The sequence below is a fragment of the Methanosarcina horonobensis HB-1 = JCM 15518 genome (assembly GCF_000970285.1).
In the GTDB taxonomy this organism is placed as follows: Archaea; Halobacteriota; Methanosarcinia; order Methanosarcinales; family Methanosarcinaceae; genus Methanosarcina; species Methanosarcina horonobensis.
On sequence record NZ_CP009516.1, the window covers coordinates 4,888,383 to 4,903,326 of the forward strand.

Genomic DNA, 14,944 nt, shown 5'->3' on the forward strand with positions numbered 1-14,944 from the left:
TCTCAGAGTTTTCCTGCCTTCCAGCCTGGACATTGAAGCTTAAAATCATATTGAATATTTGAAAATTGTTGTTCTCAGTGACAGAAAATTATTAATTAATATTACTCTATAAAGAAATATTATGAACAGTTATGATTCAATCGTAGTAGGTGGTGGAGTCAGTGGATTATTGTCTGCTCTGGTGTTGTCTAAATCCGGGAAGAATGTTCTTCTTTTAGAAAAAAATAGAAATTTGGGAAATAACTGCAATAGTTACCTCGTTAATGGCTATCGGGTTGATACAGGGCCTCATGCTATTACTCAACTCCACAATGGCGGACCGCTAAGATACTTAATGGAGAATTATTTTGATTATGTCCCTGCTCTTATTGATTATGGGGATTATTTTATTCGTGAGGAAGAAGGCCTAAAAGAGGTACCTACTACCCTTAAAGGTTACCTTACAATGGATGTGTTACCAAGAAAGGATCGTCTGATAATTGCGCAGTCATTAACTAAAATGCTGCTTTCCTGGGAGTTTGGAGCAGATATTTCTAATGTCTCAGTTTATCAGTCCCTGCCGTGGAACACACTTTCATCTGATACAAAAGAATTCATGGACACATTCAGTTATTTCTTATCCGGAAAATCTGCAAAAGAGACATCAGTTCAGAGAATGTTTGTAGGAGGGGGATTTATTGAAGAGGATATCGATAAGGATATTATTCGTGAAAATAGTGAACATCAACATAGTGATAAATTTAAAAGATTGTCTTATGTCAGCAGACTGTTAAACAATAATAAAGTAAATTATAATCAGTATTATCCACGAAATGGTTTGAAAGCGGTATTAAATTCCATTCTGTATTCTCTACCAGAAACAGTTGAGATTAAAACTAATACTGCCGTAGAGAAGATAGTCACAGAAAACGATATTGCAAAAGGCGTTTTAACAAAGGAAGGCCCCTACTTTGCAGATATAATCGTTTACTCAGCTTTTGCAAAGGATCTCCCCAAATATATTACTGATTTACCTGCACCTTATATTTCGGATTTGAATAGAATCAAGCAATCAAAATCTTTGACTATATGGCTTGGTCTGGATGAAGCATTTGAAGAGTTCAACTACATAGGAGGAGAAGTGTGGTTTAAGAAAAAGTCCTTCTGGGCAATGCCAATAAGCAATTACAATAAGAGTTTTGCTCCCAAAGGTAAAAAGCTTGTGGGATTCATGTTTTCCATAGATGAAAACAGTTCTTTAGAATCTGAAAAGCTGGAAGCGTATAATACTATTTTACGAGTTTATCCTAGTATAAATAAACATATAGATATGGTTCATTACCAGATCACTATTCCAGAGAAAGCTTCTGTGGCAATAGACGGTTTTATTGCAGATACGGTCACCCCAATAAAAAATTTATATTTAGTTGGTACAGATGCAGATGACCGAAGTATGGGGATAACCAGAGCTGCTTATTCTATAGTAAAACTCATAACTGTTCTGAGAAAGGAAAAAATCCTGGATTCGTAATGTTGTATCTTTTATTTTTTGAGCCTTCAAACATTACCAAGAAAAAAAATTATTTAAAAAAATGCTGCAGAACAATATTTTGATTAAATCAAAGAATTCTATAGAATCTTTCGTTCTTCATTTTCCACTCCTTTTTTCAAAGTGTTATCTCTATATATTATCCCTCACATAATTTTAATTTGTAAATAAATTCGCAGTCGTTTGAGGCAGTGATAGTTATCGAAGTTTTCCGGATTATTCCAGAGAAAAAACATAAAAGGTACAAAAAAATGGTGTGTCTAAGCGAATACGACTTTGAGATTCTCCTGAAGAACGCAACTCCGAAAGAATGCGAAAACTTTATTAAGGAACGTTCGGATGAAGTGTATCTGGTACCCGGAGGGTACAGTATAAAAGGTATTTTCCTTCTGGGTACAGCTATTCCTGTTGGTTTTTCAGGAAATGCCATATTATTCCAATTCATAAAGCCCTGCTTCGGTCTCTTTGTACTGAGGATGAAAGATGAAGCAGAGGAAATCAAGAAACTTAGAGAGCAGTATAAAAAGGACAAAAATGTAAAGAAGATAAAATGAGACTAAAATGAGACTTTTAGTCAGGATTCAGTTTTCAGGCTTTAACCTTTCTCGTACATGCAGCAGCCCTGCACTCAAAGAATCCGGCTGCAGGCAACTCATGGATCGTGGTCGCGACAATCATACCTTCTCCGATTTCTTTTACGACCATAATAGGCCTGCCTCTGTCATCTTCAAGAACAACTTGAGCATCTGTCTCTGAAAAATAGCCGTCACATCCTGCAGGGGGAATGATGTTTTCTACAAGTTTCTGAGCTTCGTGTTCGTCCACAGGATGGGGTGTGCAGGAATTTTCTTCCATTACGTATTTCAGAGAGAAAGGCAGCCACTCATACTCATACTCAGGCACAAGAGGACTGAAAATGAGAAGGGTTCCGCCTTTTGTCACAAATTTTTCAAGAGAACGCTTGCCGCGCTCAAGCCCGGACCCTGTTTTTGTATACTGTTTATTTGCAAAACCGGTCGGCAGGATAAGGATTTTACAGGCTGGCAGGTAAGGGGTGCCAAGGGATGTTGAGAGCGCACGGCTGCACTCAAGCCCGTACTCTACAAACAGTTTTTCAAAAAGAAGGGGACAGTCCCAGAGCAGAATTACGTCACTCATAAAAAGGGATAGTAAGCTCCCACATATGAATTTATCCATCCTGGTAAAAATTCATTGTGTAAAGGAGGATGCAGACTCCGTACTTAAGACTCTTGACTTATAGGTGCAGCTAACATCTACGTTTTTTCTGAATTCAAAAACAATCATATGAGGGCTGGAAGAGACCGTGAACGGATGACCAGTGTACTTGAAAATATTTGAATAGTATAATGCAACACGCTCGCATACCTTACTATCAGAGTAATCGTGAATTAATCTCACACACTCGCTGCCCTTCTCAGTACAGACTTCGATTTCGGTTCCTATACTGTCAGTAAGGTAAAGTGCTTTGAAAATCATTATATGTTCTGCAAGTGTGAAAGCCTCCGGGGGTTTGCCCGTAAATAACTCGAATTCTCTTGCCATATCCTCTACTGAAGGAAGACTTCCGGAAACAAAAGCTTCAAAAACTTTTTTATTCATGCTGAGCCGCTGGTAGTTTTGATCCCTGTAGATTTTGATAAGATTTTTCCAGAATTCCGGTTTTCTCTGGATCTCCTTGAAAGTGCTCTCCATTGGTCCGAAGTATTCCTCAAGTCCTTTAGGGACTTTTTCGTAGTCAAGAAATTCAAACCTTTTAAAATAAACTTTAGTCACATTTGACTTGCTGAACAGGCCCTGTATGTCAAGCTTCATATGTTTTGCCAGAAAGAGGGAAAGGCTATGGGCAATTACTCCCCTGAAGCAGGGATTGCCATTTGAAAGGGTCAGGATTAAAGATTCTGGTTCCGGGCTTCCAGCGAATTCTGCGTCTACTTTAATTTTCCAGCCCAGTCTGTCATTCAGCGCGTTTACATAATTAATAAAATCAGGAATTCTTTTAATAGTATACGGGTTTATTAATTCGTATACATTCGACTCTTCAATAAGCAGGCCAGAAGTTTTCTTAATAAACCACTCAAGCATGGTATGATGGATAAGCAGAAATTCTTCTTCTTCAATCAGTTTATTGCGAGACTCCGCATTTTTTAAAGCCTGACTTGAGTTTTTTTCTCCGTTTTCATTCTTCTTTCCTTCGATAACTTCAGAGGCAGTTTCGATAGAGTCCCTTATCGCTGCACTTAAATTTCCATTATTTTTGTCCAGAAAGGGCTTTAATTTATCTATGTAACATTGGTCAATCGAGATGTTTTTTCGAACTATCAAGTGGACATCCTCTTTTCCCTTTTTGGAATGCAGAAAAATCGAGTTTACCTCGCTCTCTGCACTTTTCTATATTTGTAAGTCAGTAATAGATTGTAGTTTCTACTTATTAATTTTTTTGCTGGAGCATAGAACAGAAGACTTATATTTAAGAATAAAAGTCTAAAAGAAAGAAAACGAAAAAAACACAAGCATAAAAAACAAAATTAACTCAAAAACAAAAGGTAAAAAGCCAGATTTACACAGACAGTTCATTTAAATTTTTTATTCTGTTAGAGGAGGAAGGAAAAGGACAATTATCATTAATGAGGTAAAAGGCAGCATACCAGTCTTAGCAGCTATGGGAAAGATATTAACATCCGTCCGTAAATTCCATAATGATAAGATTTGATACGGTCCTGACCTCAAATGTATAACCTGCTGCCTTGAATATTTTTGAAACAAAATCTATAAGTTTCGTAATCGCAGTTTCTTCAGAAAATTGATGCCGAATTTTTATATTCATCTTTCCTCCCTCAACTGTTCTTTCAATATCATTGGCAAGCTGGGTAACAAAAGCCAATTTTTTGCAAATGGCAAGCAGTTCGTAAAAAGGAATTTCCTGAATAGGCTTACCTGCAGATGCTTCAAAAAAACTTGTTACATCAGGAATCTCCCCCGAGAGAAGGGATTCAAATACATCCCTGTTAAGGTTTATCCGCTCATATCTCTGTAACCTGTATCTTTCTACTAGAGAGGTCCAGAAATCAGGCTTGCTTCTAATTTCTTTAAAAGTATAGTCAAGAGTTCCAAAGTTCTTTCTAATCCCGGGAGGAACATCCATATCGGATTTATGGTCCTTAAGAAAGATACGAATCGAATTAGATTTCCGATGGACAAAAGGAACATCAAGGTTTAGATAGCGGCCGAGGAAGATAGAGACCGCTTCAGCAAGATATGCTCTCAAACTGGGATCCCCGTTTTCGATTACTATCACCTCGGACTTATCCTCCTAGGTGCTGGCGTAAACTTCAATACCCCAGCCCATGTTCAGACTGCGCTTATTGAGATACTCAATGAGGTTTGAAACACTCCTTATTTTGTACGGATTGAAAATTTCACTTACAAGTTCATCGTCTACCAGTATTCCATCAGTGTTTTCAATAAGCCACCTGAATGATAACTGGCTGATTAATATGCATTCTCCGCTCTCGATCAGGCTATTACGAATCTCAGGATACTTTGTTGAGCCCTGTGTAAGGTATTCCATGGCGTCTTCTACGGACTCATGACCCTGAAGAGCAGCATCTGCAAGCTCTATTGCATCCCTTATTGCAGCACTCAGGTTCCCATTATTTTTGTCCAGGAAGGGCTGCAATTTCTGAAGGTATTCATCTTCCATAGAAACGTTTTTGCGAATCAAAGGCTATCCCTGCATTATAAAAGTTGTTTTTCAATAAACAGCCTGCGGCGCAGGCACATTCTAGACTTAAAATTAAAGCAGATTTAGATGATTTCATGTTTATAAAAGTTGGTGCTTTTTTTAAAAATCCAGATCCGAAGAGACTTTTACAGCATCCTGCAATGAAGTCTCAGGAAGTGAAAAATCAAAAATTATAAGCCCTGACACGTAAGTTACACTGAATCTGTGCAGGCCAGCCTCAAATAAATTGGAAAACAGCTGGATAAGTTTTAACACTACACATTCATCAGAGTAATCGTGTCTGATTTTGATGTACTCTTTCCCTTTCTCAGCGAATATCTCAACATCGCTCACAAGCTGTGAGGCAACTACAAGGTATTTAAAGAGGGGAAGCAATTCCGAAAGAGGGATTTCACGAAGAGGGCGATCAGCTTTAATTTCAAAATATTTTGTGATATCAGGTAATTTTCCTGCCAACAAAGCTTCAAAAAGATTCTTGTCCAAATTTACCCTTTGATAGTTGAATTTTGTATAGAGTTCGGCAAGCGTTACCCAGAAAGCAGGTTTTCTCTCAATTTCCCTATATAGGAGGTCTTTAGAACCAAAGTGTTTCCTGACTCCAGGAGTTATATCCTGTATGTCATGCCGGGCAGAATGCCTCAGGTATACGGTAATTGAGTTGGACTTTCTGTGAAGTGCTTCTGCGTCCAGGCCCATCCAGCATGAGAGGAAAATACAGACAGTTTTTACGAACAACTCGCGAAGGTCCCTGTCTCCCCCAATAAAATCTATAGTTGCATCCTCATTTTGAAAGCTTTCTTTAGCAGAACTCAGGACTTCAATTTTCCAGCCCATTAGTCTACTGGTGTTGTTCAGGTGCTCTTCCAGCTCAGATATGGTGGTGATCAGATAAGGGTTTATAAGTCCATGGACAATATCTTTATCAATAAGCTTACCAGCACTGCTTCTCATAAGCCACTTCATCATCTGTTGATTTATCATTACATATTCTCCGCTCCTGAGAAACTGTTCCCTTATTTCAGGCAAACTTTCCTTTCTTTTCAGGCTTTCAGCGGTCTCTTTTAGAGTTTCATGGCTTTCAGGGCAGAGGCTAAACAGGTCGATTACTTCCCTTATTGCTGCACTTAAATTTCCTCCATTCTTTTCCAGCAGAGGCTGGAGTTTCTGGAGGTGAACTTCATCTAAAGAAACGTTTTTGCGAATCAAAACAATCCCACTTCTTTGTTTTAAGATTGTAGCTGGCCCCAGAGAAATTTCCATCTGCAGAATTAAATACCTGAGGTTTGAGAATCATATTTATATCGCAGTCTCAACTCAGGTAATTATTATAGACATTATTACGAAATTTGCACTTCCAGACAGTTACTGGTTAAAAGATACAAAATATAAATAATTTATTATTTCATCTGGAAAATATAAATTTACATATTCTCCTAGCAGTCTTTTTTCCAAAGTCCCATGACCGGAACGGTTTTAAGGTCTACATATATTATTTAGCCTCATGACCTGCGACCTAGAAAGGCTTTCGAGAGTCCGTATGATTGCGGACTACCAGTTCGGGAAAGGTACAGGAGCAGAGCTCTTTCCTGACGGATCAACGTTCCAGTTGTCTCGGACAAAAAGAGTACGCCAGGTCCTTTATTCAGGCAGGAGAATTGCAACTGCAAGAGCAAAGGACGGCTTTTTCACTCTCAGTATTGAAGGTGCTTCCATAGTCCACAGTCTTCTACCGAAAAAAAAGTTCAGGGTAGTCATATCAGATGACGCTGCTCCTTTTGTGGAGGCAGGGAAAACTGCTTTTGCAAAGCATGTAATTGAGATTGACCAGGAACTTCGAGCTGGAGAAGAAGTGCTCGTTACAGATAAAGCAGACAGGCTGCTTGCAACAGGGCAGTTGCTCTTATCTCCTGTAGAGATCCTTTCTCTTGACAGTGGAGCAGCTGTAGATGTACGGGTAGGAACTGGTTCGAAAAAAGAAGAATAAATCCTTGAGATCTGGAAACCGATCAGTAAATTATAAAGTGTGAAACAGTAAGAAAAAGAAAGAATGCGGAAGATCAGATAAAGAAAATAAAGGTAGTTAAAAAATTTTAAATTTTATACAGAAGAGCAAAAGAATTTTTACTTTTTATACAAATTTTCATATAGCTAGATATAATATATAAGATGTAATCCTTACTGCTCAAAAAATGAGAATGAGCGAAAAAAATGGATAAGAATATATCATAGACAGTTATTTTTGCATGAATATGAATACTACTCACAAAATAAAGAGTTGTGTTTTCAGTATTGCTGCATAAAAAACTTTCCCTGAATCCGCACCTGAAATCTTTACACCAGATCATAAAAAAGTTTCCCCGGAGAGTGAAAATATCTCAGAGCCAGAGCAGATCCTAATGTACCTTCTGGTTCCCGACAATACCAGAATAGAAACAAACAGAATTATAGTAGAGGGAGATGTTATTGTCGGCAACCACTCCAGCGTCCAGTACTGTATATCCGGAGATACTGTCATCATGGGAGAAGGGGTTGCTGTTTCAGGGGATGTGGTAGCCTTCTCTGATGCCAGAATTGACATGTGGTCAAAAATAGGCAGTGGAGTTAAGGTCGGAAGAAACGCCTATCTGGGAGAATTTGTCACCATTGATGGAAAACTGATTGTAGAAGGGGACCTGGACGTAGGAAAGGAAGTCAAAATTAAAGGCGGATTTGAAGCCAAAGGCTGGATCATTGTCAGGAACCCTGTCCCAGTAATAATGTTTCTGCTTCTGTATATCAGAGAAATGATGCGCCTTGGAAAAGGAGAAGAAGTAGAAAAAGCTCTTGAAGAGCTTTTTGATGACTCTGAGGAGGGAGAGAAACTTGATGGAAAAGAACCTGCGGAAAAAGTACTTATCATACCCGCAGACACAAGAATATCTCCTGAAGCCATTGAGGTTGGCGGAAAAGCGGTTATCGGGAGCAACTGCTACCTTATAGGAAATCTCAGGGTACAGTCTGTCGAAACCGGAAAAAATCTGATCCTTAAAGGAAGCATCAGTTCGGAAGGAAACATAACAATAGGAGAAAACAGTACTGTCTATGGAAACCTTATTTCGAAAGGGCAGGTACATATTGGAAGGAACAGCAGAGTCTTCGGAGGAGTAAGAGCTGATGCTGTGTTCCTGCACGAAAAAGCGAGAGTGGACGGCACAATAAAAGCACCTTCAGGAGTATCTTTTTTACGAGAAGCATCAGGAGAAATGCCGCCTCTTGCAGAGGTTAACGCTTTAGGGAAAGTGCTTATGGTTGAGGCAGAGGAGCCGTTAAAGGGTGAAACTGAAGAGAACCTCATAAAAGCTGCGGACCTGGTCGAAATAGATTCTCTGATTAAAACCGGCCCGAAAGTCAAAATCGGTTTTGTGCCCGGCATGGAGAAAAAATCTGCCAGAACCAGGTCTCTTGCGAGAACCCGACATTTTGCAGGGCCCAGATCACAGAGAAAGAGACAGGAAGCCGGAGAGCACCAGAGCTAACCGGAACTCTTTAAATCCGGCTTTGAGAATGCACAGTTCTTCTGCTGAAAATTTTCAAAATGGTTACTCCCGGAATATAGAGTTTTCCTGTAGATCCTTACTTCTTTGAGCACTTATTTTGCTCTATAGCAGAAAATTTTCTTTTTCTAGAGAGAGCAGATAACCAATAGTTATTCTCAAAGGATTCCGAAGGAATTAGCAACTATCCGGTTTTTGAAAAGTAAGGGAAAAATTTAAACTGAGAAACTAGTTAATCAGGAAATCATTAAATCCAGGATATGTTCAGTAGAAATTGAAGATCCATTTAAAATTAAATCCAATTAAAACGCTCACAATTGACATATAAACTCATGAATTTTCAGTACATTGACGAAAGAAAATTTAACATCCAAGATAAATATTCACTGTTAGATCTTTAGATAAATTTATAATTACAGATTTAAGGAAAGGAATTCACTTGACAGAAAACATTATTGAATCCGGGGACCTGCAGGCAAGGTACAATTCTACTATAGAAAAAGACTCAAAGTATGTAATGCAGACTTACGGGCACCATCCCCTTGTGCTTTCAAAAGGCAAAGGAGCAGTTGTTCAGGATATTTACGGCAAAGAGTATATCGACTGCGTTGCAGGCATTGCGGTAAACAACGTGGGACACTGTCATCCGGCAGTTGTTAAAGCAATCCAGGAACAGGCTGAGAAGCTGATCCACGTTTCCAATCTCTATTATACAGAAATCCAGGCAGAATTTGCTGAAACCCTTGTATCGATTACGGGTATGGAACGTGTCTTTTTCTGCAACTCTGGAGCTGAGTCCGTAGAAGCTGCAATGAAACTGGCCCGCGTGACTACCGGAAAAAGTGCATTTGTAGCAACTGAGCATTGCTTCCACGGTAGGACCATAGGGGCACTCAGCGTGACTCACAAAAGCATGTACAGGGACCCTTTTATGCCGCCTGTAAGTTCGGGAACCACCTTTGTCCCGTATTCCGATGCCGATGCTATAAGGGAGGCAATCTCCAAAGACACCGCAGCAGTAATCCTTGAACCGATTCAGGGAGAAGGTGGAGTCAATATCCCAGGTCCCGGATATTTAAAAGAAGTAAGGGAAATCTGCGACGAGACCGGAACCCTCCTTATCTTTGACGAAGTGCAGACAGGCTTCGGAAGGACAGGTACCTGGTTCTGTAAAGAGCAGTTCGGAGTTGAACCTGATATTATGAGCATGGCAAAAGCTATAGGAGGAGGATTCCCCATGGGTGCCATTGCAGCGCGCAGCGGGTTAAGCTTCGGGCGCGGGCAGCATGCCTCTACTTTCGGAGGCGGACCTCTTGCATGCGCGGCAGCTCTTGCTTCGATTCAGGCGATAAAAGAGGAAAAGCTTCTGGAGCGCTCAAAGGAAATGGGAGCTTATTTCATGAAAAAACTCTCAGGCATGACAAGGGACGACGTTGTTGAGGTCCGCGGGAAAGGGCTTATGATAGGAGTTGAAATCAAATACCCCTGCGGAAAGTTTGTAGATTTTGCAAGGGAACGCAGCGTACTTGTAAACTGCACCTCGGATTCGGTACTCCGCCTTGTCCCTCCGCTTGTAATTACGAAAGAACAGATAGATGCGGTAGTTGATGTTCTTGAGCAGGCGTGAACTGATAAAAAAGGAAATCTTTGATATTGCAGAGTACGTTCCCGGAAAGTCCATTGAAGAGATAGCCTCCACTTACGGGCTCGACCCGACATCGATTATCAAACTCGGTTCAAACGAAAACCCTCTGGGACCTTCCCCAAAAGCTGTCAGGGCTCTTGTAGAGGCAGCTCCCGGAGCAAATATCTACCCTTCAGCAGATGCACGCGAATTAAGAGAAGCTCTCTCGAAATACACAGGTTTTCCGATGTCGAACATTGTCGCCTCGGGACCCGGAATGGACGGGCTTCTTGACGGGCTTTGCAGGATAATTATTGAAAAAGGAGACGAGGTTATCGTCCCTACCCCTACCTTTTCCTATTATGAACTGCCTGCCAGAGCCTGCGGCGGAAAACCCGTATTTATCAGACGGAACCCGGACTTCTCAGTAAATCCTGAAAAAATCCTTGAAGCCGTATCTTCCAGGACAAAAATTATCTTCCTGTGCTCCCCCAATAACCCGTCAGGCAACATCCTTCCCGAAGCTGATCTGAGAAAAATCGTTGAAAATACCCATGCCCTTGTGTTTGTGGACGAAGCATATGTTGAGTTTGCGGACAGAAACCTTGCAGCACTTGTAAGGGAATATGACAACCTTGTAATTGGAAGGACTTTTTCGAAGGTATTCGGGCTTGCAGGATTGCGTCTGGGCTACGGGATAATGCCTGAATGGCTTGTAAAAGAGTACTCAAGAGCGGCCACCCCGTTCTCTGTAAGTCTTCCGGCTTTACGAGCAGGACTGGCTGCGCTTTCGGACACAGACCATCTGAATAAAAGTATAAATCTTGCAAGGGAAGGCAGAAAATACCTGAAAGACAAAATCCCATTTATGGTTTATCCTTCACAGGCAAACTTCGTACTTGTGGATGTCGCCCCTTTAAAAGCAAAAAAGATCACTGAGAGCCTTCTGAAGAAAGGAATAATCGTGCGCTCCTGTGATTCTTTCAGGGAAGCCGGAGATTCTTTTATCAGGGTAACGGTCGGTACTCCTGAGCAGAATGAGAAGGTTGTCAGGGCTTTTGAAATTTCGAAAAGCGAAGTTTAAAGCCCTGCTACCAAAACCTTGATCCTTTCCTTAAATTTAATTTTTTAAACATTCAAATTTTTTGAAAACCAGACTTTTTTAACTTATCCGATCCTAAATTTTCTCTTTTTTTCTCTTTTTTTCTCTCACTTTTATTCTATATTTTGAATTTTCATCAACGGATAATTCAATTCAGAATCGTATTCAATTGCGACCTTTACACGTGAAGAGCCGTATTTTACAGTGATTTTAACCTCAAGCATGGGTCCTTGAAGTTCTGTGTATCCGAACTCGCTGTTTAATTTACTTTTTAAAAGATCCCGGTCGATTTTCACTGAGATGTTTTCTACGAAGGGCTGAACCGAAATGCTTTCCTGAATAGCCTGCTCAAGGCTTGAAGCTGTTTTCAGGTTTATAGGGGAACCTGTAAATTGATGATATAGAGCTCCCAGTTTTATTCCTGCTTCGAAAAGTGCGTTATCCCTATCTGTTATTTTATTTTCGGTCAAATTAATCCTCTCCTTGCCAGTTCGATGTGACTGTATGCTGGGGTAATTTTTGAAGTAAATTTACTTTTTTTACTGTTTATCTTTCCTTCCTTCAGCTTTCAGCCCTTTCTTGCTGCCGTAATCTTTGCTGTTAGCAATGCTGATCAGAGGAATCTTCAAGAAAGGTGAAAAGAGGTAGCTCAGCATGAGGATAAAGGGCAGGAAAGAAAAGAACCGCATATACTGCACATCGATAAAGTAAAGAAGCATAGTTATCCCGAACACAGAAGCCACAAAAGCCAGAATTCTGATGTTCCTGATCTTGGGATAATTTACAGTGCTCACCATAAGTATAGAGAGGGCAAGAGTCAGAGCAAGCAGAACATCTACTATCACAAAGTTTTCCCCGAGCAAAAGGTATGTAACAAGCATTATGCAGCCTGCGGTAATAGGAAGCCCTTCAAATCCTGCCTTCGGGACAGATATAGTAGAATTGAAACGGGCGAGCCTGAGTACGCCACAGACAGCATAAAAGCCTGAAAATATTCCAACAATAGGCTCTTTTGCTCCGAATTCGAGGAATATGAGAAGAGCAGGAGCAACCCCAAAAGAGACTGCATCTGCCAGGGAGTCAAGTTGCTCCCCAAGTTCTCCCCCTTTAAATCGACGGGCAATGTATCCATCTGCCCCATCTGCAATTGCCGCAAGCAGAAGTAAGATTAGAGCAAAGCCAAAAGAGTCACTCTGGGCAGCTACTGCAATGGAGCCAATCCCGCAAATCAGGTTCAAAAGAGAGACCAGGTCCGGGAGTCTTAACATCTGAAATACGTTCATATTCAAAAGTTCCTGTCATTATTTATTGTTGCTATAATTGTCTTGCCTGCAAGCACTCTCTCCCCTTTTTGAACCTTAATGTCAAAATTATGAGGAATCGTTACATCAACTCTTGATCCAAAGCGGATCATACCAATACGCTGTCCCTGCTCTACAATATCATTCACACTTGAGTATGTGACAATCCTGCGGGCAATGGTGCCTGCAATCTGTGTGACCCTTACATCCCCGTACTTGCTGTGGATAATAAACTCATTTCTTTCATTCCTTTCCGAGTCCTTACAAAAAGCAGGAAGATAACCACCTTTTTTGTAGACTATCTCCCTGATTTTTCCGGAAATCGGAGCTCTGTTAACATGTACATTCTGGAGAAACATAAAAATACAAATTTTCCTGCCCCTGATATCGATAATCGTGCCATCGGCAGGAGAGATCATGTAATCATCAGAAACTTCTACTTTTCTTTCGGGGTCTCTGAAAAAAATAACCATAGCAAAAGTTAATGCCATCCCCATATGAGCCATATGATTAAGGAAGGTTAAACTATCCGTCGCCCAGGAAAGAATTGCAAACAGGGCGGTTACAGACGCAGCTGTAAAAAGCCAGGGTTCAGATCCTTTTGCAATCATTAATCTCAGTCCCCAGCAAATCTATGCAGAAGATATTTCAATTCTTCGGAGAGTATGACCCAGAGACCATCAATCATCGTCAGTAGCTCAGGCAGAATCTTGAGTACAGCATATGAAATTAAGAAGAGGGCTATTCCTGACCCTGCCTTTGCAATATAATTATGGGCAATAATGAAACTGTCCGCTCCAAACCACTGTTCCCCATAAGCTACAACCACAAAAATATCCCTTATAAGGTTGAGCACATAAATCACGGGCACGGATACAATGAAAGCCGGAACCAGACGGTTAAGAGGAGCTCTGACCGCACCTATCAGCCCCACAAAAAGAGCAATGCTTTCAATTGCGGTACAGCCCAGGATGATCTCGACCGTATATCCGTTAAGAGTTATCGTATTCCAGGATTTCATGTATGCAGGGACCCCGAAATACTGGAGAACCCAGGTAACCTGGGAGGTAACGTTCCCTATAATCCAGGTGTTCAGAGGAGAGAAATTTGCAAATGGGAAGTAAACAAGAGCTCCAAGCGCACTTGCACTTGTAAGCATTGAAGTTATGTCAAGGGAGTTTTCCTCAGTCTGAGCTGAGAATGTCGAGTGCATTATTTCTCTATTGTTTTTTAGAACTAGGAGACCCTCTTTATACTCGCGGAGCATGATATATGCCACAAGTAAGCAGAAAAAGGCAAATACAAGCGTAAGGACCACATTGGCATAATCCTGAGTCTCGATGTAGTGGAGAGGCTGGTATCCCCAGTGAATGGAAAACAGACCCCATCCTATTCCCCCTATAAGTTTACGAACTCTCGAAGTTCTGGGGATGACGGATGACGCAATCATTAACCCGACTGCGAGCCAGAGTACACTTTCTATCATTTTTCACGCACCTTTTTGCCCGGGATAAAGTTATTCAATATTCTATGTTTTCCAATGATATCGGAAAATCTCGAGCAAGTTCTGAAGTTTCCAGGAAGTAGAATATGAAGTTCCCTAAAATAATTTATAGATTTCCATAAAGTTCTACAAAGAACTTAAAGTTTTCACATCAATAAATATTAAGGAACTCAAAGGTTATGGATTTTACTTTTCTGATATATCGAATTTACAGTCATCTAATGAGTTGTTCCCAAATGATACATTGGGACACTGGTAGACATGTACCTGAAAGATAACACCAGAGAACGCATCTCCGGTAATATAGCGTGATGATATCGATAGATGATACCGAGTATGGGCTACGGCATGTGACCTAACTCTAGATATATAAATACCTGCCCGGACTTCTGCAGTCAGGCGTTTGGTAATGTTAAGAGCCCGCATGTTAAGGGCCTGTAGATAAATAACAGATTTCTATTATAGAAAAATAGCGGAATATAAAACATTTTTATTTACAGGAAAAACTATCTGGACTCAAAGTTCAAAAAATACGTGAAGAGCTTTTTGGTTATCTATAAAAGAGAAATCTTTAATAAAGGCTATTGTG

At 40.5% G+C, this 14,944-nt stretch carries 15 protein-coding genes; 6 read left to right on the plus strand and 9 right to left on the minus strand.

The genetic code is table 11. The features are described 5' to 3' along the window. The first annotated feature begins 121 nt into the window (after window positions 1-121). Window positions 122-1,510, plus strand: coding sequence for a phytoene desaturase family protein (locus tag MSHOH_RS21295; protein WP_048142750.1), 1,389 nt, complete (start codon window positions 122-124; stop codon window positions 1,508-1,510). Window positions 1,511-1,779: 269 nt separating this feature from the next. Further along, window positions 1,780-2,082: a DUF1894 domain-containing protein gene (locus MSHOH_RS21300; RefSeq protein WP_048143764.1), complete on the plus strand. Its 303-nt coding sequence runs from the start codon at window positions 1,780-1,782 to the stop codon at window positions 2,080-2,082. A 34-nt stretch (window positions 2,083-2,116) separates the two neighbouring features. On the opposite strand, the gene MSHOH_RS21305 is transcribed toward MSHOH_RS21300, so the two are convergent. The 5 genes from MSHOH_RS21305 to MSHOH_RS21320 form a co-directional block, all read right to left on the minus strand. Further along, window positions 2,117-2,686, minus strand: a complete 570-nt coding sequence (locus tag MSHOH_RS21305) for a hypothetical protein (protein WP_048142752.1) — start codon at window positions 2,684-2,686, stop codon at window positions 2,117-2,119. Window positions 2,687-2,737: 51 nt separating this feature from the next. Further along, window positions 2,738-3,871 carry a hypothetical protein gene (locus MSHOH_RS21310; protein ID WP_048142754.1) on the minus strand — a complete coding sequence of 378 codons (1,134 nt, stop codon included), beginning with the start codon at window positions 3,869-3,871 and terminating at the stop codon, window positions 2,738-2,740. 349 nt (window positions 3,872-4,220) lie between these two features. Further along, on the minus strand, window positions 4,221-4,844 hold the full coding sequence (locus tag MSHOH_RS25455) for a hypothetical protein (protein ID WP_239451097.1): 624 nt from the start codon (window positions 4,842-4,844) through the stop codon (window positions 4,221-4,223). A gap of 15 nt (window positions 4,845-4,859) precedes the next feature. Further along, window positions 4,860-5,270: a hypothetical protein gene (locus MSHOH_RS25460; RefSeq protein WP_239451099.1), complete on the minus strand. Its 411-nt coding sequence runs from the start codon at window positions 5,268-5,270 to the stop codon at window positions 4,860-4,862. 120 nt (window positions 5,271-5,390) lie between these two features. Then, the gene (locus tag MSHOH_RS21320) at window positions 5,391-6,497 is read right to left on the minus strand and encodes a hypothetical protein (protein ID WP_048143766.1); all 1,107 of its coding nucleotides are present in this window, start codon (window positions 6,495-6,497) and stop codon (window positions 5,391-5,393) included. A 295-nt stretch (window positions 6,498-6,792) separates the two neighbouring features. Between MSHOH_RS21320 and MSHOH_RS21325 the strand changes: the two genes are divergently transcribed. From MSHOH_RS21325 to hisC, 4 genes are all read left to right on the plus strand, one after another. Then, window positions 6,793-7,275 (plus strand): PUA domain-containing protein, encoded by a 483-nt coding sequence (locus tag MSHOH_RS21325; RefSeq protein ID WP_048142755.1) that lies wholly within the window; start codon window positions 6,793-6,795, stop codon window positions 7,273-7,275. Between the two features lie 412 nt (window positions 7,276-7,687). After that, window positions 7,688-8,806 carry a hypothetical protein gene (locus tag MSHOH_RS21330; protein WP_048142758.1) on the plus strand — a complete coding sequence of 373 codons (1,119 nt, stop codon included), beginning with the start codon at window positions 7,688-7,690 and terminating at the stop codon, window positions 8,804-8,806. 457 nt (window positions 8,807-9,263) lie between these two features. Further along, window positions 9,264-10,451, plus strand: coding sequence for an acetylornithine transaminase (locus MSHOH_RS21335; RefSeq protein ID WP_048142760.1), 1,188 nt, complete (start codon window positions 9,264-9,266; stop codon window positions 10,449-10,451). Next, window positions 10,432-11,532 carry a histidinol-phosphate transaminase gene (gene hisC, locus MSHOH_RS21340; protein WP_048142762.1) on the plus strand — a complete coding sequence of 367 codons (1,101 nt, stop codon included), beginning with the start codon at window positions 10,432-10,434 and terminating at the stop codon, window positions 11,530-11,532. The genes MSHOH_RS21335 and hisC overlap by 20 nt, the downstream gene beginning before the upstream one ends. Window positions 11,533-11,663: 131 nt before the next feature. Here hisC and MSHOH_RS21345 read toward each other — a convergent pair whose 3' ends face one another. From MSHOH_RS21345 to artA, 4 genes are all read right to left on the minus strand, one after another. Then, entirely contained in the window at window positions 11,664-12,020 is a 357-nt protein-coding gene (locus MSHOH_RS21345; protein ID WP_048142764.1) for a dihydroneopterin aldolase family protein, read from the minus strand. Between the two features lie 69 nt (window positions 12,021-12,089). Next, window positions 12,090-12,833 (minus strand): archaetidylserine synthase, encoded by a 744-nt coding sequence (locus MSHOH_RS21350; protein WP_048142766.1) that lies wholly within the window; start codon window positions 12,831-12,833, stop codon window positions 12,090-12,092. A 2-nt stretch (window positions 12,834-12,835) separates the two neighbouring features. After that, the gene (locus MSHOH_RS21355) at window positions 12,836-13,462 is read right to left on the minus strand and encodes a phosphatidylserine decarboxylase (RefSeq protein WP_048142768.1); all 627 of its coding nucleotides are present in this window, start codon (window positions 13,460-13,462) and stop codon (window positions 12,836-12,838) included. 5 nt (window positions 13,463-13,467) lie between these two features. Next, the gene (gene artA, locus MSHOH_RS21360) at window positions 13,468-14,337 is read right to left on the minus strand and encodes an archaeosortase A (RefSeq protein WP_048142770.1); all 870 of its coding nucleotides are present in this window, start codon (window positions 14,335-14,337) and stop codon (window positions 13,468-13,470) included. Window positions 14,338-14,944 lie beyond the last annotated feature (607 nt).